We start from the raw sequence: 21,511 nt of genomic DNA on the forward strand, positions 1-21,511 counted from the left end.
TCTCTTGGTGAGGCTGGTCTGTACTCATACAAGTACCGTACCAAAGTTGGCCTCATATCAATATTGGGATCAGTCTTATTTTCCCGGAGTCGATGGCGTTCCGATGGCGCCTGGTGAGGTTGCCCTCAGTACTCGCGGATCCTTCCGACCGACGATGAGGACAAAGCATGGGCAGCAAGGTGCAGATCGGCCTGGCGGTGGGCCGGGGCACGGGTGCCGAACTGGCGAGCGCGTTCGAGCAGGTCATCGGGAAGCTCGGGGACATCTACGCGGTGCGGCCCGTGATCAGCCGATCACCTCGGATCTACGGCTCGTACTTCTCGCTGCTTCCAGAGCTCGACCGCCGGGCGCATCAAAGAGGCGACGGCCGAGGACGCGCGCCACTATGAGGAGTTCTGCCGCGGTCAGGCGAGCCGGGGAGTCACGGCGATATTCCGGACCGCGATCAACGCCCAGTCCCTGTACATCGTGCGAGAGCGCCTGCACTCGGTCAAGGTCGACGCCCTCGACACGGATCTCGTGTCACTCCTCCTGGCCCGCGACCAGGCCCAGGGTTTCTACACCGGCTTCAACACGTACGACGACGGTGTCGTGACGCGCACGTTCCAGTTCAGCAGGCACACCACTGAGAAGGTCGTCTCGTTCGCGCTGGTCCTCGCCCGTGGCACGGGGGGTTTCCACTCCGCCCTGGTGCTGACCGCGTCCGACGACTGACCAGACCAGACCCCACTCAGACGGCGACTGACCAGGTCAGACCCCACTCAGACGACGGCCGACCAGGTCAGACCCCCACCCAGAGACGAGGAGCGCCATGGACCGCATCGACGTATCGACTGTCCTCCGGATCCTGTGCGAGGCGGCGGGGGAGGAAGGAACGGCCAGCGGTGCACGAACTACTGGGGATCCTGATGGGCTTCAGGGGCGCCTTCGACGGTCTCCGGCGTGATCAGCTCTACCTCGTTCTCCTTCAGCGCCGCCAAAAGATCAGGCGGCGGGGTGGAGTCCGTGACGAGGTAGTCGGCGCCACCGAGCTCGGCCACCTGGGCGAAGAGTCGGCGACCGAACTTGGAGGAGTCAGCCAGTATCGCCACGCGCGCCGCCCGAGAGATCATCTCTCGCATCATCGCCGCCTCGGCGAGGTTGCTCGTGGTGTAGCCGGCGGCCGCCGAAACGGCGCCGACCCCGATCAACGCCAGATCGCAGCTGATGTCCAGCTCGCTTCCGCCGGACGCCCGGAAGCTGACGGGGCCGATGGTGGCCAGCGTGAGAGTGCGGACCGCGCCGCCGACGACGTACACGTCTCGGACCGCCGAGGACGGCAGCGCCGGGGGTACGAGCAGGCTGTTCGTCACCACTGTCAGGTCCCGGTGGTTACGCAGGTTCCGGGCCACGGCGAGAGTGGTCGTACCGCCATTGATCATGACGATGGACCCGTCTTCCACCAGCGACCCGGCGAGTACCGCGATCTTCTCCTTCTCGCGTTCCTCCATCTTGAGCCGCACGTCCACGGCCCGGTCGACCCGGGAGAGGGTCGACTGACTGACCGCTCCGCCATAGGTGCGGACCAGGACGCCGTCGGCGCTCAGCTGGTCCAGGTCCCGGCGGATCGTGTCGATGGAGACGCCGAAGCGCTCCGCGAGCGCGCTGACCGTGACCTGCCCGGTCTCTGCGACGTATGCCGCCAGTTGGGCTTTACGTCCGGCGGGTAGACGACGCTGCCGATCCTCTTCGTCAAGGGTCACTGACCCTCCCATCTCTGCGGTAGTTGCGTTGTGGATCAACGCAACAGAGGGGTGATACAGGTCCTAGAACTGCAGACTACCGCATAACACTGCTTCTTCCAGGCGAGATGCTGCTTACTCCGCGGGCTTGGGGGCTGCGATCCACCCGCAACTGTGCGTCTCTTCCCTTTTCTTTGCCGAACTGTGCGGTTTCTAGCGGAACTTTGCTGTTGCTAGGTCTTGTGAGGCGACGTCACGCGTTGTTAATGTGGCGGAAACCGGCAAAGAGCGGTAACACCTGTACAGCAAGGAGGTCGCGATGACCGGAGGCAGCACCCGGTTGCAGGGCCGGACACGGCGACTACTCGGGGTGGTGGCGGTGGCGGTGCTCAGCGCCACGGCCGTGGGGTGTGGTTCCAACTCGGGAACCAGCGCGGGATCAAGCGGCGGCGGCCCTGTCACGCTTGAGTTCGCGCAGTGGTGGGCGCCGGAGCTACCGGCGGGATCGTTCGACAAGCTCATGACGGAATTCACCGCCCAGAACCCGAACATCAAGGTCAAACTGCTGAGCGGTCCGTACGCGTCCACCAAGCAGCAGTTGGTGTCCGGAGCGGCGTCGAGGACGTTGCCTGATGTTGTGGGCCTCGACGGCGCATGGGTGAGCGACTTCGCCAAGCAGGGTGCCATCGCCGACCTGTCCGAGCTCATGGCGAGTGCGAAGTACGACTCGAGCCAGCTCGCCAGCCAGATCCAGGTCAAGGGCAAGACCTACATGATCCCCGTGGTGAACTTCGTCTACCCCCTGTTCGTCAACAACGATCTGCTCGAGAAGGCGGGGGTCAAGAAGCCGCCGAGCACACGTACGGAGTTTCTGGACGCGGCCAAGAAGATCAGCGCGCTCGGCGGCAACGTCAAGGGCTGGGCCCTGCCACTCGACACCGCCGTCCCCAACGGCATTCAGAATGACGTGATGTCATGGCTGTGGGCATCGGGCGGCAGCATGCTCACCAAGGACGGCAAGCCCGACCTGACCGGCCAGGGCGTCAAGAGTACCGTTGAGTACGTCAAGAGCCTGAACGACGCGGGTGTCATCGCCCCCGGATCGCTCACCATGAAAGAGCAGGACAAGGTGGAGAAGTTCTCCACCGGCCAGGTCGGCATGATGATCGATTCCTTGGCTCACATCACGCTGATCAAGAAGAACAATCCCAAGCTGAACTTCACGGTGGTGCCGATCCCGGCCCAGGACGGCTACACCGGCAAGCGCGGCATCCCGTACGCGTCCTGGGGCATCGGCGTCGCCGACTCCTCCGAACACAAGGCCGAGGCGTTCAAGCTGGTCCAGTTCTTGATGGACAAGAAGGCGAACGCGGAGCTGAGCACGTTGGCGAAGGGCTTCCCCGGCAACAAGACGGCCGAGCCGGACTTCAGCAAGAGTGACTCGCTGTTCAAGACGGCCTTCGACATCTACAAGGCGGGCTACCCCGCCAACGAGTTCGTGGGCTTGCCGAAGGCCGAAGACCTCATGCGCAGCTTCGACGAGCAACTGCAGCTCCTGCTCACCGGCAAGCAGAGCATCGACGACACCCTCAACAAGGCGCAACAGGCCTGGGCGCCGGTGCTCTGACCTTCCGCACTTCGTGGGCCGCGCCGACCGTGCGGCGCGGCCCCGAACCAAGGAGACATCGATGGACACCGCGAAACTCGATCCCGCGGCCTCCCCGGGAGCCGCACCATCGGCATCGGAATCCCCTGTGAGCCGACGAAGAAGTACGCGGCCTTTCCCCGTACAGCGTGTTGTCCCGTACGGCTATCTCTCGCCGACGCTGATATTGATCTTTGTGTTGATGATCATCCCCATCGCGATGGTGGTCAGCTATTCGTTCAAGGACAACGTGATCGTCGAGCAGAATCCGGTCTTCGCCGGTCTCGCCAACTACACCACGGTGCTCACCGATCCCAACTTCCTGGCCGCGCTGAAGAACACGTTCATCTTCATCACTCTGAGCACGGTCGCGCACCTGGGCCTCGGGCTGGCCTTCGCGACGATGCTCAACACGCCGTTGCTGGGCGGAGTGACGAAAGCCATCTTCCGCATCGTCTACATCCTGCCCTGGCTGTTCACGGTCGCCGTGATCGCGGTCATCTGGCGGCTCATGCTGGACCCGTCCGGGGTGGTCAACTACATCCTGACCACGATCGGCGTACTGCGCGCGGAAGTGAGCTGGCTCTCCGACCCGAACATGGCGCTCTGGGCGTTGACCTTCATCAACATCTGGGCCGGCTTCCCCTTCTTCATGATCAGCATCCTGGCCGGATTGCAGGGAATCTCGCCCGTTCTGTACGAGGCGGCCTCCGTGGACGGCGCGACCACTTACCGCAAGTTCCGCAATGTGACGCTTCCCCAGTTGAAGCCGGTGCTCCTGAGCATGGCCGTGCTCGATCTCATCTGGACCTCTCAGCAGTTCGCCCTCATCTGGATGACCACCGGCGGCGGCCCGCTGAATGTCACCGAGATGCTCAGCACCTACACCTACAAGCAGGCCTTCAGCAGTTACGAGTTCGCCACCGCGTCCGCCGCCGCCGTCATAGTCCTGCTGCTCACGATGATTCTGGCCGTCTTCTACGTTCGCCTGCAAAAGGAGAGGTGATCACCCGTGCTCACCCGCAAAAGGCGGCGCCTCTACGCGAAGAGCGCCGTGCTCGCAGGCTTGATCGTCGGCGCGCTCTTCGCCGGCCTGCCGGTCGTGTGGATGCTGTCGACGTCGTTCAAGACCAATGGAGAAGTCTTCCAGGTTCCGCCACGGCTGATCACCGACAACTTCTCGTTCGACGCCTACGCGAAGATCCTGGGCGACGCGGCCGAGTTGCGGTTTTTCATCAACAGCTACATCGTCGCGCTGTCGGTGACGGTGCTGACATTGTTCGTGGCGATACTCGCGGCATATGGATTCAGCCGCTACAACTTCCCGTTGAAGCGATCCATCAACGTCGTGATCGTCAGTGTTCAGGCTGTGCCGCCGATCACACTCGTCATTCCCTACTTTGGTCTCGTGGTGGGGCTCGGCCTGTATAATACTTATGCGGGGTTGATTCTCACGCACATGGTCTTCACCTTGCCCTATGCGATTATCATGATGACCGCTTATTTCAATACCCTGCCCCGGGAATTGGATGAATCCGTCAAGGTGGACGGGGCGTCGAGCTGGACGGCTCTCTGGCGGATCCTGGTGCCCATTTCGGTTCCCGGGCTGGTCGCCGTGGGCGTCTACACCTTCATGATCTCGTGGAACGAATACCTGTTCGCGCTGACCCTCACCCGTACCGACGACATGCGAACCGTCCCCATCGGCATTCAGTTGTTGATGGGCCAGCACTCCTACGAGTGGAACCAGATGATGGCCATGAGCATTCTGGGATCCATTCCGGTGCTCCTGTTGTTCCTCATCTTCCAGCGGCGATTCATCGGCGGCCTCACCTCGGGTGCCGTCAAGACCTGACGCATCATGCCCGTCCCGCGGCATAATCAACTATTCAGAGGAGAAATACAGTAATGCTGACGACCGGCAAGGTGCTCCTGGCCGCCGCGCACGAAAACAACTTCGCGGTGCCCGCCTTCAACATCAGCGACTACGCCATGTTCAACGGCATCGTGGACATCAGCGAAGAGAAGAACGCGCCGCTCATCGTCGGGATCCATCCCGACGAGGTGCGGCACCTCGGAGTGGACGTGATCGCCGCGATCACCCAGCGGGCCCATCGCTCGTCCGTGCCGATCGCGATTCACTGGGACCACGGCGCGACCTATGAGGAGATGCTGACCGCGATCCGGATCGGCTTCACCTCGGTGATGATCGACGCCTCGATGAAGTCCTTCGAGGACAACGTCGCGCTCTCCAAGAAGGTCACCGAGACCGCGCACGCGGTCGGCCTGTCGGTCGAGGCGGAGCTGGGGACGATCGGCAAGACCGACAACGAGGCCGAAGACGGCAGCGACGCGATCATCTACACCGACCCGGCGGACGCCGTGACCTTCGTACGGGAGACCGGGGTGGACAGCCTCGCCGTGGCCATCGGCACCTATCACGGCATCTACCCGAAGACCCTGAAGCCGGAGCTCAAGCTCGACCTGCTGAAGGAGATCAAGGACCGGGTCAGGATCCCCCTGGTGCTGCACGGCGGCTCGGGCAACCCCGACGAGGAGATCGCGGAATCGGTCAAGCTCGGCATCAACAAGATCAATATCTCCAGTGACATCAAGCTCGCTTACCACATGAAGATGCGCGAAGTCCTGGCCGATGAGAGCCTGCGTGAGCCGAACTCCATCCAGCCGCCGTGCATCGAGGCGATGAAGGTCGTGGCCGCGCAGAAGATCGACCTCTTCGAAGCGACCGGCAAGGCGTCTCTCTACTGACATGGCCAGCCATGTGGTCCTGGGTTTGGGGGGATGCGTCGACTACGAGCTCAAGCTGTCCTCGGCGGTCTTGGAGCAGCTGGTCGACGAGTATGAGATCCACAATGCCGAGCTGACGTCATCGGTCACCGTGACCGATGAGCGCGAGCTGGTCATCTCGATTCTCACCTACCTCAAAAAGGGCGGAGGAGGCGAGCACTTCGTCGCCTCCTCCGAATGCCTGAGCGCGTTCGCGGGGCGGTTCCCCAAACGAACGACTCTGGGCGGCACCTCCGTCCGGGCGGCGCTGGAGATGAGCCGGCTCGGCGTACCCTCCACCCTGCACCTGGTCAGTCTCAACGACATCGTCCGCCGCCTGCTGCCGGCAAGCTGCGACTACATCTGCAGCGGCGACCGGGACACCCTCTATCCGCACCTGATCGTGCAGTACGACCAGGACCTGCGGGTTCGAGCAGGCGACATCGACATCCGGGCGCCGTTCCCGAACAGGTTGATCTACGTCAATGACCCGGCGAACGAGTCCATGCTGCTGAGTGATGAGCTGGGCTCGTTGCTCCGCGACGCACGGGTCTTTCTGATCTCGGGATTCAACGCGATCAGGGACCAGCAGAAACTCGACCGGCGTCTCACCACGCTGAGAAAGCACATGCGACAGCTGCCGGCCGAGGCGGTCGTCTACTACGAGGACGCCGGATTCCACGAGCCGGGCCACAGCCAATTGGTCCGCGACGCGCTTCTGGAAGTCATCGACGTCTACGGACTGAACGAAGACGAGCTGCAGCTGCACCTGGGCTACGCCGTCGACCTGCTCTCCGTGACGGAGGTGGCCCGCGCCCTCGAATCGCTGCGCGCTCTCATCCCCGCGCCGACCCTGGTTGTGCACACCAAGTACTGGTCGGCGGCATTCGGCGAGAGAGCCGGCGAGTACGCGGAGCCGCTGAACGAGGGCATCGTGATCGCCAGCACCCGTTACTCCCACGGCGATGGTTACACAGAGCACCAGTACGAACTCATGCGCAACCGGCCAAGGCGACCGGAGTCAGTGGAGTTCGCCGCGGCGCTGGAAGACCGAATGGGCGAGGTCGTTCGCTGCCTGCCCGGCTTCGACCTTGACGTCGCCGCACCCACGACCATCGGGCTCGGCGACGCGTTCGTCGGCGGTTTCCTGGCCGCGGTCGCCCAGGGCCGGTCAAGCACATGAGCTGACCCGCGCCTACGAAGCCGCGGCGAGCGTGTCCCGTACGGACATCAGGCCGAAGCCGAGAAGGTTCAGGCCCTGCCAAGTCACCGGGGAGGCAGCGCGCTCGTCGTTGGCGGTCAGGCCGATGCCCCAGATCCGGTCGTGGGGGCTGGCCTCGACCAGGACCCGGTTCCGGGTGCCGAGCAGGAAGTCGGCCAGTTCGGGGTGCTGGGCGAACTTGGCGAGGTTGCCGCGGACCACGATGTCGAAGCGGTGGGCGTTCCAGACGTCCTCCTCGAAATCGCGCACGCCCCGGCCGAGTTTCTTGGCTTCGCCGGGATGACCTGCGGCGAGGATCTCGGCGGCGGTCTGGTGGTCGTCGAACAGCCACGCCTTGTGAGCCATCATGTAGTGCTCGGCGGAGGCGAAGGTGTGGCCGTCCTCGCTGAACGTGACCGGCCACCACTGGGACAGGCAGCCGGGGCCGACGCCGCCGCGAGCCGGGCGATGGCCCCAGAAGAAGAGATAGCGCAGAACCTGGCCCGCCTGCTCGGCGGCGATCGCCTCGGCCACGGTCTGGGGAAGCGCGATGCGGGGGAGTTCGTCGGACACGCCCACACCGTCCCACAGTCGCGCTCGGATCCGCCAACGGCCGAGGCGTGCCGCGTGCGGACGCGTTCCTTGGAGCGGCTGAAAAGCCCGGGGAAGATCGTGATCTGTTGACGGGGCTTTACCGCATCGGCCCGGACCTCCGGGTCCGTGAAGATCCACGCGGCCGTGTGGAAGCCGAGGTGGCGCAGGAAGTCGCGCTCCTCGCCGAACACCAGGCCGCGGACCGTCGAGTGGATGCCGTCGGCGCCCACCAGGAGGTCGGCCTCCAGCGTGTCGCCGCCGACGGTCACCCGGACGCCGTCCGGGTGGTTCTCGACGCCGGTGAGCGCGGCGCCGTAGCGGAGGTCGACGCGGTCGGAGAGATATTCGCGCAGGGACCGTTCGAGGTCGGGGCGCATGATGCTGATCAGGCGGCCGTCCACCACCTTGGCGAACTGGTCGAAGCCGAGCCCGGAGCGGCGGCGGCCCTCCTCGTCGCGGTAGGTCATCTTCGTCACCACGTAGCCCACCTCGTGCAGGCGAGGAAGTACGCCCATGGCCTCCGCGGCGTCGAATCCCGGACCGAAGAAGTCGATCATGTAGCCCTGGGTGCGGGGGCCGGGGGACCGCTCCAGCACCACCACGTCCCAGCCGATGGCGTCGAGGCGCTGGGTCAGGGCCAGCCCGCCGATGCCGGCACCGCAGATCACGGCTTTCGTGAGAGCTCCCTTCTGTCGAGGAGCCGTCTGAGTACGGGGGCGACGGCCGGGGCGGTCAGGTCGGGAGTGAAGGCCCGGTGCAGCATGAGGCCGTCGATGGCGGCGGCGACCACCGCCGCCGTCTGGTCCGGCGCCGCCACGCCCTGGGCGGCCAGCCGCGAGGCCAGCCGGTCGCGGAAGGCGTTGATCACCTCGGCCAGCGATCGGCGCAGCGTCTCGTCGCGGGTGGCCGCCAAGTACGTCTCGGTGAACAGCAGCGACATGGGGTCGCGGCCGTCGTGCTCGTCCAGCGTGGCGAGCATGAGGTCCAGCGCCTCCTCCGCCGTGCCGGCCTGCTCCAGCAGCGGGCCCACCCCCTCGACCAGGCCCCGCATGGTGCCGATGGCGGCCTCCGTGAGCAGCGCGTGCACCGAGGAGAAGTGGTAGTGCACCAGTCCGGGCGTGACCCCGGCGCGCTCGGCGAGCATCCGCGTGCTCACCGCCGACCAGCCGCGCTCGGCGATCAGCTCCGCGGCCACGCGCAGCAGCCGCCCGCGCACCTCGCGCCCCTGGTCCGCCGACTTGGGTCCCGGCATGGACTCCTCCGTTTGGACGTACGCCCTGGGCGATCGTCCAAGGCGATTGACCAGAGGATAGCATCCGAGGCATGACTGAGATCTTCACGAGCTGGAAATCCTGGCGGGACGCCGAGCGACCGCTGGCCGCGGCGCTGCCGGGGGAGACGGTCGTGATGCTGGAGGAGGCCGTGGCCTTCGCCGAACTGCGGCACGGGGATCAGTTGCGGCCGACCGGCGTGCCCTACCTGGAGCATCTGCTGGAGGCATTGGAGGTCGCGGTGCGCGGGGCGGCGGTGCGCGACCCGGACGTGCTGGTGGCGATCGTGCTGCACGACGTGGTCGAGGACACCCCGTGCACCCGCGCGGAGATCGCCGAGCGGTTCGGAGAGCACGTCGCCGAGCTGGTCGCCTGGGTGACCAAGCCCGACGTGGCCGCCTCACAGGACGAGCCGGGCGTGGCCGCCCCACAGGACGAGCCGGGCGTGGCCGCCGGGCAGGACAAAGCAGCGGCGAGGGCGGCGGCGAAGGCGGCGGTGAAAGCGGCCTACCTGCGGGGGCTGGCGGCAGCGCCGCCGCAGGCCGTGCTGGTCAAGCTGGCCGACCGGGTGAGCAACGTGCAGGAGCTGCACCGGGTGCCGGCGGACTTCCAGCGGCGATACCACCGGGAGACGGTGGAGCACATCGTGCCGCTGGCGGCGACGTCACCGTGGTTCGCCCGCTGGTTCGCCGACTGGCGGGACGACTGGCGGGCCTTCGAATCGGAGTAACCCCTCAGCGGGTGTGCAGGCGGGCCAGCCGGTTGCGGACGCCGTCGAAGTGGGCGAAGACCGCCGCCACCGCCGCGGTCTTGTCACCGGCCTGCACGGCCGTGTAGATGTCGCGGTGCCGCTTGGCCACGTCGGCCGGGGGCTCGTCGGGCGTGCCGAGCTGGTCGCGCAGCTGGTGGTAGACGTCCCAGAACGCCCCGAGCAGCTGGCTGACCAGCGGGTTGCCGAGCGGGCGGTAGAGCAGGTCGTGGAAGAGCCGGTCCGTCTCCGGTGACACGTCGCCGACCAGCGCCTCGCTCTCCATGCGGGCCATCACGTCGGCCACCGGTGTCAGGTCGGCCTCGGGGCCCAGGTCGATGAGCCGCTGTACCAGGCCGGCCTCCAGGATCTCGCGGATCTCGGTGAGGTGGGTGAGGTGGCTCTTGCCGTCCTGGAGGGTGATGCGGCTGTGGAAGGCCAGCTCGTCGACCAGCCCGGCCAGCGACATCCGGCCCACGAACATGCCGAAGCCGTGGCGGATGTCGACGATCCCGACGGCCTGGAGCGCCTTGAGCGCCTCCCGGACGGAGTTGCGGCTGACCTGGAGCTCTTCCATGAGCTCGGTTTCGGTGGGCAGGGGATCACCCGCCACAAGCCCGCGCCGGAGGATGAGCTCTTTGACGCCCTCCTGGGCCTCGACGGCACGGCTGGGCCGCGGGCGCGGGACAGTGGTCATGAAAAATCCCTTCGTCGTAAGCGCTTAGGTAACATTCCGGAAATCTCCTGTTGACCTCAACCGGGTCCGGCCCATAGCGTCCACCCTACGCACAACATAGGACATGGGATGTCCCACGTTCTACATTAGGACCGTAACGAAGCGGCCTAATGCGGATCGCAGGATCTGCACCAACCCCCAGGAGGCATCCGTGAGCTCTGAGTTCAGCCGCCGTGATTTCCTGCGCTACAGCGGGGCCACGGGTGCGGCGGCGTTCATCGCCACCACCCTCTCCGCCTGCTCGGGTGGCCCGGCCTCGACCGGTTCGGTCGGCGCCGGATCCAACAAGGACCTGATCACCGCCGTCATCGGCTATGGCAACGACCAGAGCTGGGATCCGACGCAGACGGCCTCGGCCTTCGCGATGGCCGGCATCCAGCACGTCTACGAGGGCCTGCTCGACACCGACCCGATCACCCGCGAGCCGTACCCGGCTCTGGCGACCGCGCTGCCGACGGACCTGAACGCCACCTCGTGGAAGTTCACCCTCCGCGACGGCGCGAAGTGGCACGACGGCCAGCCGGTGACCGCCGACGACGTGGTCTTCACCTTCCAGCGCATCCTCGACCCGGAAGCCAACGTGCTGACCGGCAACTTCTTCAAGTCCTGGCTCCAGGAAGTGAAGAAGATCGACGACAAGAACGTCGAGCTGGTCTTCAAGTTCGCCTTCCCCGACGCGGCGCCCAGGCTGACCATCGCCAAGATCATGCCCAAGCACGTCTTCAGCCAGCCGGGCGCCTGGGACCAGGCCAAGACCGGCAAGGCCGTCGGCTCGGGGCCGTACAAGCAGACCGCGCACAACCCCAAGAGCAACACCACCTTCGAGGCGTTCGCCGACTACAACGGGCCGCGCCCGGCGACCGTCAAGAAGATGAACTGGCTGACGATCGTGGACGCGGCGGCCCGCGTCGCGAAGATCTCCGGCGGCTCGGCCGAGGCGCAGATCGCCGACAACATTCCGTACGCCAACGTCGAGCAGCTCAAGCAGCAGGGGCTGAGCGTCGAGGGCGGCGCGGGGATGAACCACATGTTCCTGATGTTCAACACCGGGACCAAGCCGTTCGACGACGTCCGCGTACGCCAGGCGCTGCACTACGCCATCGACAAGAAGAAGCTGATCGACGTGGCCCTCAAGGGGCACGGCACCGCCTCCAGCTCCTTCCTCAACGAGGGCCACCCCGACCACAAGCGGGCCTCGGTCGTCTACGACTACGACCAGGAGAAGGCCAAGGCGCTGCTCAAAGAGGCGGGCGTGACCAACCTGACGGTCAACCTGATGGCCGTCAACGTGAGCTGGATCGCCGACTGCCTGCCGACCATCGCCGCCTCCTGGGAGGCGATCGGCGTCAAGACGACGCTGGAGCCGCAGGACACGGCCGCGCTGTTCGCCAAGATGGACCAGTTCCAGGACTACCAGGTGGTCGCGGCGGCCTCGAACCCCAACCAGTTCGGCATGGACGCCGACCTGATCATGCGCTACAACTACGTGGCCGGCGGCCTGTGGATGAAGTACAGCCACTGGGGCGACAGCAAGGACGCCAAGGCCCTGTTCACCCAGATGGACGAGGCCACCAAAGAGCCCGACAAGGCGGCCAAGACCGCGAAGGTCCAGAAATATCTGGATCTCATCGCGGAGCAGGCGGTTCTCTACCCCGTCGTCCACACCGAGCTGATGACCGCCTGGGACCCGAAGAAGCTGACCGGGATCCGTGCGCAGGCATACCCGGGCATCAACGTCCTCCAGGCCAAGCGCACCTGAGCCCATGGCCTTCATCGTCAGAATGCTCCTCCGGCGGATCCTCGTCCTGGTCCCGCTGGTGCTCGGGGTCGCCGCGTTCGTGTTCATCGTGATGCGCTTCTCCAACAGCAAGCCGGAGTACGCCTACTTCCAGGGCGCGAACCCGACCCCCGAGCAGATCCACCAGTTCCAGGTCGAGAACGGCCTGCTCGACCCGCTGCCACTGCGCTACCTGCGCTTCGTCGGCGACCTGGTCCGCGGCGACCTGGGCACCAGCGTGCTCACCAAGAAGCCGGTGCTCGAATCGGTCACGACCGCGCTGCCGCTGACGCTCCAGCTCACGCTGCTCGGCCTGCTCGTCGCGGTCGTGCTGGCGCTGATCTTCGGCGTCACCGGGGCGTTGTTCCGTGACCGCTGGCCCGACCAGGTGATCCGCGTCGTGTCCCTGATCGGGGTGGCGGCCCCGGCCTTCTGGCTGGCGCTGCTGATGATCCAGTGGCTCGCGGTGGGGGAGGGGCTGTTCCCGACCGGCGGCTACATCAACCCCGCCGACTCGACGAGCGGCTGGCTGCGCTCGATGACGCTGCCCGCGCTGTCGCTGTCACTGCCGGTCGCGGCCCAGCTCACCAGGATCATCCGCACCTCGATGGTGGAGGAGCTCGACCGCGACTACGTACGCACCGCGATCGGCAGCGGGCTGCCGCCGATCGTGGTGGTGGGCCGCAACGTGCTGCGCAACGCGCTGATCAACCCGCTGACCGTGCTCGGCCTGCGCATCGGCTACCTGATCGGCGGCGCGGTGGTCATCGAGCAGATCTACGGCCTGCCCGGCATGGGCCAGCTCATGATCAACGCGGTGCGCGACGGCGACCCCGCGGTCGTGCAGGGCGTCGTGCTGACCGTCGCGGTCGGCTTCATGGTCGTCAACCTGCTGGTCGACGTCCTGTACCTGCTGGTCAACCCCAGGCTCAGGAGCGCCACCTGATGAGACGTGGACTGACCGAACGCCTCGCCAAGCCGGGCGTCAACCTCAGACGGCTACGGCCGCTGTCGTGGATCGCCGTGGGCGTCGTCGCCGTGATCGTGCTGGCCGCGCTGCTCGCGCCGGTGATCGCGCCGCACTCGCCGTACTTCCAGGAGATCGCCGGCGGCGGCCCGTCCGCGAGCCACTGGATGGGACTGGACAGCGCCAACCGCGACATCCTGTCCAGGCTCCTGTACGGCGCGCGCTGGTCGCTGCTCATCGGCCTCGGCGCGACCGTCCTGGCCCTGGTCGTGGGGGCCGTCGTCGGCGCCGCCGCGGCCACCTCCCGCCGGGCCGTCGACGAGACGATCATGCGCTTCCTCGACGTGATCATGGCCTTCCCCGGCATCGCGCTGGCCGCGGTGCTGGTGGCGGTGTTCGGCGGCAGCATCCCGGTGCTGGTGATGGCGATGGCCTTCCTCTACATGCCCTCGGTGGCGCGCGTCGTACGGGCCAACGTGATCGCCCAGTACGGCGAGGACTACGTCGCGGCCGAGCGGATCATCGGCGCCCGCACCCCGCACATCCTGATCCGGCACATCGCCATCAACTGCGCCGCGCCGGTGCTGGTGTTCTGCACGGTGATGGTGGCCGACGTGATCGTGTTCGAGGCGTCGCTGTCGTTCATCGGCGCCGGAGTACGCCCGCCGAACCCGTCGTGGGGCAGCGTCATCGCCGACGGCAAGAACATGGTGCTCCTCGGCGGCTGGTGGGCCACGGTCTTCCCCGGCCTGCTCATCCTGATCACCGTGCTGGCCCTGAACATCCTCTCCGAGGGCATCTCCGACGCCTGGGCCGCGCCCGCGACCCGCAAGGCCGCCATCAAGAAGGACGACGCGTTCGAGGCGGCCCGGCCGGGCTCGGGCGAGGTCGTCGAGCTGCCGGGACTGGCCGAGGCCGCCCGCAGACTGGCCGAACGGGCCCGCCCCCTGCCCTCGGGCCCGCCGATCCTCGCGGTGGAGCGGCTGCGCATCGGCTTCGCCGAGGGCGTGGACATCGTCGACGGCATCGCCTTCGAGGTACGTCCGGGCGAGGTCCTCGGACTGGTCGGCGAGTCCGGCTGCGGCAAGTCGCTGACCGCGCTGACCATCATGGGCCTGCAGCCCCGCGACGCCCGAGTCAGCGGCCACGTACGCTTCGACCAGCAAGAACTCCTCTCGCTGCCGCGCCGCGCCCGCCGCCGCCTGCTCGGTCACGAGATGGCGATGATCTACCAGGACGCGCTGTCGTCGCTGAACCCGGCCATGACCATCAAGGCCCAGCTCAAGCAGGTCACCCGCCGTGGTGGCCGCCGGACACCGGCCGAACTGCTCGAGCTGGTCGGCCTGGACGCCCGCCGTACCCTGTCCTCCTACCCGCACGAGCTGTCCGGCGGGCAGCGGCAGCGGGTGCTGATCGCGATGGCGCTGTCGCGCGAGCCCAAGCTGATCGTCGCCGACGAGCCCACCACCGCGCTCGACGTGACCGTCCAGGCGCAGGTCATCGAGCTGCTGCTGGAACTGCGCGCGGAGCTCGGGTTCGCGCTGATCCTCGTCTCGCACGACCTCGCGCTGATCGCCGACGTCACCGACCGCGTCGTGGTCATGTACGGCGGGCAGATCGTGGAGACCGGCGCCACGGCGACGCTGGTCGGCGCGCCCGCCCACCATTACGCGCGCGGGCTGCTCGGCTCGGTGCTGTCGCTGGAGTCGGGGGCCGAGCGGCTGACGCAGATCCCCGGTGTGGTGCCCGCGGCGGCGGACTTCCCGGCCGGTTGCCGCTTCGCCGACCGGTGCCCGATGGCCACGGACGTGTGCCGTACCGACACTCCGATGCTGGAGGGGGACACCCAGCGGCATGCCGTGGCGTGTCACCATCCCGCCGTCGTCCTCGTGGGGAGTGATCAGCATGCTTGAGCTGAAGGACGTGCACGTCGTGCACAAGGCCCGCTCGGGCGGGGTGTTCTCGAGGGACCGCGTCTACGCGCTGACCGAGGCGAACCTCTCGGTCAGTCCCGGTGAGACGGTCGGCGTCGTGGGGGAGTCGGGCTGCGGCAAGTCCACGCTGGCCAAGGTGCTGGTGGGCCTGCAACGGCCGACCTCGGGCACCGTGACCTTCCGGGGCAAGGACCTGTGGGCGCTCAAGGAGGGGGAGCGGCGCGGGCTGATCGGATCCAGCGTTGGGATGATATTTCAGGATCCGTCCACGGCGCTCAACCGGCGGCTGCCCGTCAGCAAGGTGCTCCGCGACCCGCTCAACGTGCATGGGCGCGGCACCCCGGCCGAGCGGGACGCCCGCGTCCGCGAGCTCCTCGACCTCGTCGGCCTGCCCGCCGGCGCCGCCGACCTGCTGCCCGGCCAGCTGTCCGGCGGGCAACGGCAGCGCGTGGCCATCGCCAGGGCGCTGGCCCTCGAACCCGACCTGCTCATCGCCGACGAGCCGACCAGCGCCCTTGACGTGTCCGTACGGGCGCAGATACTCAACCTGCTGCTCGATCTGAAGGAGCGGCTCGGGCTGGCGCTGGTGTTCGTCTCGCACGACATCCAGACGGTCCGGCGGATGAGCGATCGGGTGGTGACCATGTACCTGGGCAGGATCGTCGAGCAGACCCCCGCGCACGCCGTACCCCTGAACGCCCGGCACCCCTACACGCGGGCGCTGTTCTCCGCCACGCCGGGACTGATCTCCCCGATCAACCCGATCCCGCTGGTCGGCGCCGTGCCCTCGGCCACCAGGCCGCCGAGCGGCTGCCCGTTCCGCACCCGATGCTGGCGGGCGGACGAGGAGTGCGGCGCGGCCTGGCCCGCGGCGCGCAGCGACGCCGACCACCTCTTCCACTGCTACCACCCGGTGGCGGCGGGAGCCACCGACCTCGAACTGATCCAGGAGCGCCCATGACATTGACCGGTGTGATCCCCCCGGTGTGCACCCCGATGACCGCCGACGGCCAGGTGGACGCCGCGTCGCTGATCCGGCTGGTGGATCACCTGCTCGACGGCGGGGTGGACGGGCTGTTCGTGCTCGGGTCGTCGTCGGAGGTGGCCTACCTGCCCGACGCCCAGCGCCGGGTGGTGCTCGACACCGTGGTCGGTCATGTGGGCGGACGGGTGCCGGTGCTGGCCGGGGTGATCGACATGACGACGCCGCGGGTGCTCGAACACGTGCGTGTCGCCGTCGAGGCCGGGGTGTCGGGGCTGGTGGCGACGGCGCCGTTCTACACGCGCACCCATCCCACCGAGATCCGCACCCATTTCCGGACCATCAGCGCGGAGAGCGGCTTGCCGGTCTACGCCTATGACCTGCCGGTCGCCGTGCACACCAAGCTGACCGCCGAACTGCTGCTGGGGCTGGCCGCCGAAGGGGTGCTGGCCGGGGTCAAGGATTCGAGCGGGGACGACGGCGGTCTGCGGCAGGTGATCCTGGGCCGCGAGGCGCCGTTCAGCGTGCTGACCGGTTCCGAGGTGACGGTGGACTCCGCCTTGTGGATGGGCGCCGACGGGGTGGTGCCCGGTCTGGGCAATGTGGATCCCCACGGGTACGTCCGGCTCTACCAGGCGGCCCGGCGGGGCGACTGGGAGGCGGCCCGGCTTGAGCAGGAGCGGCTGGTACGGCTGTTCGAGATCGTCACGGTCGGCGGCGACCGGATGGGCGGCAGCTCGTCGGGGCTCGGCGCCTTCAAGGCCGCGCTGCACCTGCGCGGCGTCATCGACCACCCGGCCACCGCGCTGCCGCAGGTCCCGCTGAACGACGAGGAGACCGGCCGCATCGGCAAGCACCTGGCTGCCGCGGGTCTGTTGTAACAGACTGGTCGGCGGCTTGGATCAGTGGACAATCGTATGGCAATCGGCCTCCGCCATCCTGTCACGGTGACTACTGACAACGCCCCTGCCATCTGGGAGATGGTGGTCGTCCACCGCGTGTTCCGCCGCGAGTTCAGGCTGGCCCCCGAGCTGATCCGGCAGGCGGCCCCCGGCGACACCGAGCGGGCCGCCACGCTGTCCGCGTACCTGGGCGAGATCCTGGCAGGCCTGCACCACCACCACGAGGCCGAGGACAAGCTGCTCTGGCCGGTGCTCCTGCGCCGCGTACGGCTGGAGGGCGCCCTCATCCGCACGATGGAGGAGCAGCACGAACGCGTCGCCGGCCACATCTCCGTGCTGGAGGAGCTGCTGCCCGCCTGGCGGGCCGAGGCCGACGCCGACCGGAGGGACCGGCTGGCCGACACGCTGACACTGCTCCACGACGAGCTGCTCGTCCACCTCGACCAGGAGGAGGAGCGCATCCTGCCGCTCGTCGCCGCGCACCTGACCAAGGCCGAATGGGACACGCTCTCGGAGTACGCCCGCGCCCAGATGCCCAAGGACCGGCTGCTGGTCAACCTGGGCGCGCTGCTGGAGGACGCCACGCCATGGGAGCGCGAGGCCTTTCTCCGCCTGATGCCGATGGCCGCCCGTGTCCTGTGGAGACTGATCGGCCAGCGGCAATACCGGCGCGAATGCCAGAAAGTCCGGCTTAGAACTTTTGGTGTGGTGCACGCGTCAAAAAGCCCATGAAGACGTTCAGGATCGCCGCACTCGTGGGCGGGCTGCTGCTGATCGGCGGTGCCGCGCCCGCGCTGGCGCAGGAGACCGGGCAGCTGGCCGCGGCTCCGCAGCGCTGCTCCACCACCCAGCTCCAGGTGCGCTTGGGCCGGGTGGACGCGGGGGCGGGCAACCGCAACGCGCCGCTGGTGTTCACCAACCGGTCGCGCGCCACGTGCACCCTGCAGGGCTATCCGGGGCTGGTGATGTTCGACAAGCAGGGTGACGCCCTGCGGACCCGCGTCCGCCGGACACCGGGAGCGCGGCCGAAGGTGACGCTCAAGCCTGGCGGCAGTGCCCGCGCCGTCCTCCACTGGACGGTCGTGGAGACCGGCACCGAGACCGCCTGCCCGGGTGCGGCCCGGCTCATGGTCATCCCGCCGGACGAGCGTGCGCACACGGAGATCGCGTTCGCCGTCGACCGCGTGTGCGACCAGGGCCGACTCGACGTCACACCGATCAAGTGACCGACTGGCGGCCCTGATGGCATGCCGGTCAGGTGTCCGACCGGCGCAGGCGCGGCCGTGCCGGGGTGGGGTGATTAGCGGCTGACCCCGTCGGCGGGCCGCTGGAGCAGGTTCAGGTCGGCCCGGCTGGGCAGGCTCTCCCAGTCGCCCTGCGAGGTCACCGCGAAGGCCCCCGCCGCGCACGCCGTGCGCAGCCGCTGGTCGGCGTCCGCGCCGGCCAGCCAGTCGGCCAGCCACCCGGCCGCGAACGCGTCCCCGGCGCCGACCGGGTCCACCTCCGTCACCTGGTACGGCTGAGCCTGCCGTACGGAGCCGCCCGAGAACTCCAGGGCCCCCTTGGCGCCGGACTTCACCAGCACGTGGGCGGGACCGAGCGAGCTGAGCGCCTTGGCCAGGTCGGCGCCCCCTTCGACGTCGGTGACCAGCCGGCCTTCCGCCTCGGTCGCGAACAGGACGTCCACGTCGCCGATCGTCTCGCGCAGCCAGGCGCCGGCCTCCTCGGGCGTCCACAGGGCCCGGCGGTAGTTGATGTCCAGCGACACGAACACCCCGGCGGCGCGGGCCACGGCGATCGACCGCCGTACAGTCTCGCGGGCGGACGCCGACAGGGCCGGGGTGATCGCGGAGACGTGCAGCACCCGGGCGGCCTGGATGAGCGCGGGGTCGACGTCTTCGGGCGTGATCCGGGAGGCGGCGCTCCTCGCGCGGTAGTAGCGGACGTCGACGAGGTCGGCCGTCCGACGGCCCTTGATCATCAGGCCGGTGGGCGCCCCCGGATCCGTGACGGTCCGGACGTCGACGCCCTCGCCCTGGAGCGTGAAGCGGATCAGCTCGCCGAACTCGTCGGCGCCGACCCGGCTGATCCAGGTGGCGCTGTGACCCAGGCGGCTGACGCCGATGGCCACGTTCGACTCGGCGCCGCCGACACCCAGGTCGAAGTCGCGGGCGAAGCGCAGCGGACCGGTGCGCCGGGCCGCGAACAGCGCCATGGTCTCACCGAAGGTCACCAGATCGGTCATCGAGTCGAGCTCCCAGCTATTCGAAGATGCGCGGTGCCGTCGTGGGGACGTTCGGCCGCCCCACAGGCTACCCGCCGACCAGGAGCGGCATCACGGTGGCGCCCGTGCAGCGCCGGGCCGGGCAAGCATCGGGCAGCCATGCATCGGGCCGGCCAAGCGCCGGGTTAGCCGAATATCTGACGCTCGCGCCGGGTGTAGCCCGGTCTGGTGGCCGCCGCGAGCAGGCGCAGCGGCCGGCCCGCCCTCTTGAGCAGGCGCGCGGCCTCCTCGGGCGTGGCGTGGCGGAGCAGCCACGGAGTGGTGAAGGCCAGTTCGCGGAGGGTGGTCCGCCTGGCGACCTGCCGCTCCACCCGTACATAGGCGTCGAACGGTACGAACCGGAAGACGATCGGGAACAGCTCGGACTCCTCCTCGGCGAGGTGCTCCTCGAGCGGCTCCAGCAACTCGCCCAGCTCCCGGCCGAGCGCGCCCGGGTCGCCGCTCAGCGCGGCGCGGCAGCGGTCCAGCAGCGGGCCGAACGTCTGGCGGCCGACGCTGTAGGGGGTCAGGTCGACGGACTGGCCCGCCGCGCGCTCGATGGCCGGCCACAGCAGTTCGCGCTCGTTGGCGTGGTGGTGGTCGACCTGGGTCAGCAGCGAGGCCGTGTAGCCGCGCACCGCCCTGCCCTTGGCCGCGCCGAGCTCGGCGGGCCCGGTCAGCAGCTCGGCGAGCCGCCGCAGGTCGGTCAGCATGGCGCGGTGGACGACGTACATCGAGGTGAGGTCGGCCATCGAGGTGAGGTCCGGCATCGGGCTTGAATCGGTGTGGGGCGCGTCGGCTTCGCGGGCGCCGGCCGCCCGCCGGGCCGCCGGGCCGTTCGTCCGCCGGGCCGGCGCGTCGCCTGAGCGGCGGGTCGCCGCGTCGTGCGCCGCCCAGTCGCGCAGCCGGGGCCAGGCGCGGAAGAGCGCGGCGCTGGCCGGGGCGACCCGGTCGTCGCTGATCGCCACCAGCTTGCCCACCTCGGTCGTGACGGGCACGACCCGGACGCTGAGCCGTACCAGCAGGCCGGCGGCGACCAGGCGGGTCAGCACGCCCCCCTCCTCGCCGTCGTCCTTGACCTCCTCGCCGTCGAGCAGGCGCAGCAGCAGGCCGGGCAGCTCGCCCTGCTGCGCCGGGGTGAGTGAGGCGTACACCTTCTCGGCCACCTCGCCGAGCGAGCGCGGGCCGGTCAGCCCGCCGGGCGGGCGCAGCTCGGCCGGACCGCGGGCCGGCAGCTCCGTGGCGGAGGGGCGGTCGGCCGGGTTCTTCGACAGAGCGCGCCCCACCAGGTCGCGCAGCCGCGGCGGCAGCTCGCCGAGGTCCGGGTCGACGGTCAGCAGCCGGTGCATGATCGCGCCGAGGCTCTCGCCCTGGAACGGGTCGCGGCCGGTGGCCGCGTAGAGCACGACCGCGCCCCAGGCGAACACGTCGGCGGCCGTCCCGGCCCGCTGACCGGTGAGCACCTCGGGCGCCAGATAGGTGTGCCGCCTGCCGACCGGATCGCCGGCCGCCATGCCGTAGTCGATCACTCGCGGGCCGTCGGGGGCCAGCAGCACGTTCTCGGGCTTCAGGTCGCGGTGGGTGATGCCCGCCTCGTGCAGCGTCCTGAGCGCGGTCGCCAGGGCGAGCGCGAGCGCGAGCAGCTCATCACCCGCGTACGGCCCATGGACCGCCACCGCCTGCCGCAGATCGGGCCCGTCGGCGAACTCGCTGACGATGTAGGGGCTCTCACTGTCGAGCCCGACACCGACCACCCGGGCCAGATGGCGCGGCTTGATCAGGCCGACGGCCTCGGCGAGTTGTCTGGTGACCTCGCCCCGAGGCACCTTGATCGCGAACCGGCGGCCTTCGTCGTTGTAGGCGTCGTAGACCACCCCGCGCCCGCCCGCGCCAAGCCGCCCGGCCAGCCAGTAGCCGCCAAGTCTCTCGGGGTCACCGGGCACCAAGCGCATCGTCACTGCTGCTTAGATGCACGAAATCGTG

22 protein-coding genes are annotated in these 21,511 nt (G+C 68.4%); 15 read left to right on the forward strand and 7 right to left on the reverse strand.

Annotated features, from left to right (window positions below; genetic code table 11):
• Window positions 1-167: 167 nt before the first annotated feature.
• Complete coding sequence (locus tag AB0C30_RS29575) at window positions 168-389, forward strand: hypothetical protein (RefSeq protein ID WP_357950607.1); 222 nt, start codon at window positions 168-170, stop codon at window positions 387-389.
• 79 nt (window positions 390-468) lie between these two features.
• The gene (locus tag AB0C30_RS29580) at window positions 469-714 is read left to right on the forward strand and encodes a hypothetical protein (RefSeq protein ID WP_357950609.1); all 246 of its coding nucleotides are present in this window, start codon (window positions 469-471) and stop codon (window positions 712-714) included.
• Window positions 715-893: 179 nt separating this feature from the next.
• Here the strand turns inward: AB0C30_RS29580 and AB0C30_RS29585 are convergent, their stop codons facing one another.
• Complete coding sequence (locus AB0C30_RS29585; RefSeq protein ID WP_357950612.1) at window positions 894-1,742, reverse strand: DeoR/GlpR family DNA-binding transcription regulator; 849 nt, start codon at window positions 1,740-1,742, stop codon at window positions 894-896.
• A gap of 298 nt (window positions 1,743-2,040) precedes the next feature.
• On the opposite strand from AB0C30_RS29585, the gene AB0C30_RS29590 reads away from it, so the two are divergent.
• The 5 genes from AB0C30_RS29590 to AB0C30_RS29610 all read left to right on the forward strand — a co-directional run bounded on the left by AB0C30_RS29590 (window position 2,041) and on the right by AB0C30_RS29610 (window position 7,336).
• Window positions 2,041-3,348 (forward strand): sugar ABC transporter substrate-binding protein, encoded by a 1,308-nt coding sequence (locus AB0C30_RS29590; protein ID WP_357950615.1) that lies wholly within the window; start codon window positions 2,041-2,043, stop codon window positions 3,346-3,348.
• A gap of 220 nt (window positions 3,349-3,568) precedes the next feature.
• Complete coding sequence (locus tag AB0C30_RS29595; RefSeq protein WP_357950617.1) at window positions 3,569-4,372, forward strand: sugar ABC transporter permease; 804 nt, start codon at window positions 3,569-3,571, stop codon at window positions 4,370-4,372.
• Window positions 4,373-4,378: 6 nt separating this feature from the next.
• The gene (locus AB0C30_RS29600) at window positions 4,379-5,221 is read left to right on the forward strand and encodes a carbohydrate ABC transporter permease (RefSeq protein ID WP_357950620.1); all 843 of its coding nucleotides are present in this window, start codon (window positions 4,379-4,381) and stop codon (window positions 5,219-5,221) included.
• Between the two features lie 53 nt (window positions 5,222-5,274).
• Window positions 5,275-6,135 (forward strand): ketose-bisphosphate aldolase, encoded by an 861-nt coding sequence (locus AB0C30_RS29605; protein ID WP_357950624.1) that lies wholly within the window; start codon window positions 5,275-5,277, stop codon window positions 6,133-6,135.
• 1 nt (window position 6,136) lies between these two features.
• Window positions 6,137-7,336, forward strand: coding sequence for an ADP-dependent glucokinase/phosphofructokinase (locus AB0C30_RS29610; RefSeq protein WP_357950627.1), 1,200 nt, complete (start codon window positions 6,137-6,139; stop codon window positions 7,334-7,336).
• Window positions 7,337-7,348: 12 nt separating this feature from the next.
• Here the strand turns inward: AB0C30_RS29610 and AB0C30_RS29615 are convergent, their stop codons facing one another.
• The 3 genes from AB0C30_RS29615 to AB0C30_RS29625 are packed head-to-tail and all read right to left on the reverse strand — an operon-like array spanning window position 7,349 to window position 9,200.
• Entirely contained in the window at window positions 7,349-7,789 is a 441-nt protein-coding gene (locus AB0C30_RS29615; RefSeq protein ID WP_357950767.1) for an NADAR family protein, read from the reverse strand.
• The gene (locus AB0C30_RS29620; protein WP_357950630.1) at window positions 7,720-8,616 is read right to left on the reverse strand and encodes an FAD-dependent monooxygenase; all 897 of its coding nucleotides are present in this window, start codon (window positions 8,614-8,616) and stop codon (window positions 7,720-7,722) included. The genes AB0C30_RS29615 and AB0C30_RS29620 overlap by 70 nt, the downstream gene beginning before the upstream one ends.
• Window positions 8,613-9,200, reverse strand: coding sequence for a TetR/AcrR family transcriptional regulator (locus AB0C30_RS29625; RefSeq protein WP_357950633.1), 588 nt, complete (start codon window positions 9,198-9,200; stop codon window positions 8,613-8,615). Before AB0C30_RS29625 ends, AB0C30_RS29620 begins: the two co-directional genes overlap by 4 nt.
• A 71-nt stretch (window positions 9,201-9,271) precedes the next feature.
• On the opposite strand from AB0C30_RS29625, the gene AB0C30_RS29630 reads away from it, so the two are divergent.
• Window positions 9,272-9,949, forward strand: a complete 678-nt coding sequence (locus tag AB0C30_RS29630) for an HD domain-containing protein (RefSeq protein ID WP_357950636.1) — start codon at window positions 9,272-9,274, stop codon at window positions 9,947-9,949.
• Window positions 9,950-9,953: 4 nt separating this feature from the next.
• Here the strand turns inward: AB0C30_RS29630 and AB0C30_RS29635 are convergent, their stop codons facing one another.
• Window positions 9,954-10,664: an FCD domain-containing protein gene (locus tag AB0C30_RS29635; RefSeq protein ID WP_357950638.1), complete on the reverse strand. Its 711-nt coding sequence runs from the start codon at window positions 10,662-10,664 to the stop codon at window positions 9,954-9,956.
• A gap of 190 nt (window positions 10,665-10,854) precedes the next feature.
• Here AB0C30_RS29635 and AB0C30_RS29640 point away from each other — a divergent pair, with 190 nt between their 5' ends.
• The 7 genes from AB0C30_RS29640 (at window position 10,855) to AB0C30_RS29670 (ending at window position 18,491) form a co-directional block, all read left to right on the forward strand.
• Window positions 10,855-12,462 (forward strand): ABC transporter substrate-binding protein, encoded by a 1,608-nt coding sequence (locus tag AB0C30_RS29640; protein ID WP_357950641.1) that lies wholly within the window; start codon window positions 10,855-10,857, stop codon window positions 12,460-12,462.
• 4 nt (window positions 12,463-12,466) lie between these two features.
• Complete coding sequence (locus AB0C30_RS29645) at window positions 12,467-13,426, forward strand: ABC transporter permease (protein WP_357950643.1); 960 nt, start codon at window positions 12,467-12,469, stop codon at window positions 13,424-13,426.
• Entirely contained in the window at window positions 13,426-15,360 is a 1,935-nt protein-coding gene (locus AB0C30_RS29650; protein WP_357950646.1) for a dipeptide/oligopeptide/nickel ABC transporter permease/ATP-binding protein, read from the forward strand. The genes AB0C30_RS29645 and AB0C30_RS29650 overlap by 1 nt, the downstream gene beginning before the upstream one ends.
• Window positions 15,353-16,342, forward strand: a complete 990-nt coding sequence (locus tag AB0C30_RS29655) for an ABC transporter ATP-binding protein (protein ID WP_357950649.1) — start codon at window positions 15,353-15,355, stop codon at window positions 16,340-16,342. The genes AB0C30_RS29650 and AB0C30_RS29655 overlap by 8 nt, the downstream gene beginning before the upstream one ends.
• Window positions 16,339-17,244, forward strand: a complete 906-nt coding sequence (locus AB0C30_RS29660; protein ID WP_357950652.1) for a dihydrodipicolinate synthase family protein — start codon at window positions 16,339-16,341, stop codon at window positions 17,242-17,244. Before AB0C30_RS29655 ends, AB0C30_RS29660 begins: the two co-directional genes overlap by 4 nt.
• A gap of 66 nt (window positions 17,245-17,310) precedes the next feature.
• A complete protein-coding gene (locus AB0C30_RS29665; RefSeq protein WP_357950654.1) occupies window positions 17,311-17,997 on the forward strand; it encodes a hemerythrin domain-containing protein in 687 nt (228 codons plus the stop codon).
• Window positions 17,994-18,491 carry a DUF4232 domain-containing protein gene (locus AB0C30_RS29670; protein ID WP_357950657.1) on the forward strand — a complete coding sequence of 166 codons (498 nt, stop codon included), beginning with the start codon at window positions 17,994-17,996 and terminating at the stop codon, window positions 18,489-18,491. Before AB0C30_RS29665 ends, AB0C30_RS29670 begins: the two co-directional genes overlap by 4 nt.
• Before the next feature lie 74 nt (window positions 18,492-18,565).
• On the opposite strand, the gene AB0C30_RS29675 is transcribed toward AB0C30_RS29670, so the two are convergent.
• Both AB0C30_RS29675 and AB0C30_RS29680 read right to left on the reverse strand, forming a co-directional pair.
• Window positions 18,566-19,510: a sugar kinase gene (locus AB0C30_RS29675; protein ID WP_357950660.1), complete on the reverse strand. Its 945-nt coding sequence runs from the start codon at window positions 19,508-19,510 to the stop codon at window positions 18,566-18,568.
• Window positions 19,511-19,674: 164 nt separating this feature from the next.
• Window positions 19,675-21,480, reverse strand: a complete 1,806-nt coding sequence (locus tag AB0C30_RS29680) for a protein kinase (protein WP_357950769.1) — start codon at window positions 21,478-21,480, stop codon at window positions 19,675-19,677.
• Window positions 21,481-21,511 lie beyond the last annotated feature (31 nt).

Origin of the sequence: Nonomuraea sp. NPDC048901 (assembly GCF_040649695.1) — a bacterium.
Taxonomy (GTDB): Bacteria; Actinomycetota; Actinomycetes; order Streptosporangiales; family Streptosporangiaceae; genus Nonomuraea.

What these genes read in the sequence shown, in the direction of transcription:
- AB0C30_RS29680 (WP_357950769.1), bottom strand. Translation starts at nt 21,480, where the DNA reads ATGCGCTTGGTGCCCGGTGACCCCGAGAGACTTGGCGGCTACTGGCTG.
- AB0C30_RS29660 (WP_357950652.1), top strand. Translation starts at nt 16,339, where the DNA reads ATGACATTGACCGGTGTGATCCCCCCGGTGTGCACCCCGATGACCGCC.
- AB0C30_RS29670 (WP_357950657.1), top strand. Translation starts at nt 17,994, where the DNA reads ATGAAGACGTTCAGGATCGCCGCACTCGTGGGCGGGCTGCTGCTGATC.
- AB0C30_RS29655 (WP_357950649.1), top strand. Translation starts at nt 15,353, where the DNA reads ATGCTTGAGCTGAAGGACGTGCACGTCGTGCACAAGGCCCGCTCGGGC.
- AB0C30_RS29645 (WP_357950643.1), top strand. Translation starts at nt 12,467, where the DNA reads ATGGCCTTCATCGTCAGAATGCTCCTCCGGCGGATCCTCGTCCTGGTC.
- AB0C30_RS29635 (WP_357950638.1), bottom strand. Translation starts at nt 10,664, where the DNA reads ATGACCACTGTCCCGCGCCCGCGGCCCAGCCGTGCCGTCGAGGCCCAG.
- AB0C30_RS29595 (WP_357950617.1), top strand. Translation starts at nt 3,569, where the DNA reads ATGATCATCCCCATCGCGATGGTGGTCAGCTATTCGTTCAAGGACAAC.
- AB0C30_RS29605 (WP_357950624.1), top strand. Translation starts at nt 5,275, where the DNA reads ATGCTGACGACCGGCAAGGTGCTCCTGGCCGCCGCGCACGAAAACAAC.
- AB0C30_RS29650 (WP_357950646.1), top strand. Translation starts at nt 13,426, where the DNA reads ATGAGACGTGGACTGACCGAACGCCTCGCCAAGCCGGGCGTCAACCTC.
- AB0C30_RS29590 (WP_357950615.1), top strand. Translation starts at nt 2,041, where the DNA reads ATGACCGGAGGCAGCACCCGGTTGCAGGGCCGGACACGGCGACTACTC.
- AB0C30_RS29575 (WP_357950607.1), top strand. Translation starts at nt 168, where the DNA reads ATGGGCAGCAAGGTGCAGATCGGCCTGGCGGTGGGCCGGGGCACGGGT.
- AB0C30_RS29625 (WP_357950633.1), bottom strand. Translation starts at nt 9,200, where the DNA reads ATGCCGGGACCCAAGTCGGCGGACCAGGGGCGCGAGGTGCGCGGGCGG.
- AB0C30_RS29610 (WP_357950627.1), top strand. Translation starts at nt 6,137, where the DNA reads ATGGCCAGCCATGTGGTCCTGGGTTTGGGGGGATGCGTCGACTACGAG.
- AB0C30_RS29675 (WP_357950660.1), bottom strand. Translation starts at nt 19,510, where the DNA reads ATGACCGATCTGGTGACCTTCGGTGAGACCATGGCGCTGTTCGCGGCC.
- AB0C30_RS29630 (WP_357950636.1), top strand. Translation starts at nt 9,272, where the DNA reads ATGACTGAGATCTTCACGAGCTGGAAATCCTGGCGGGACGCCGAGCGA.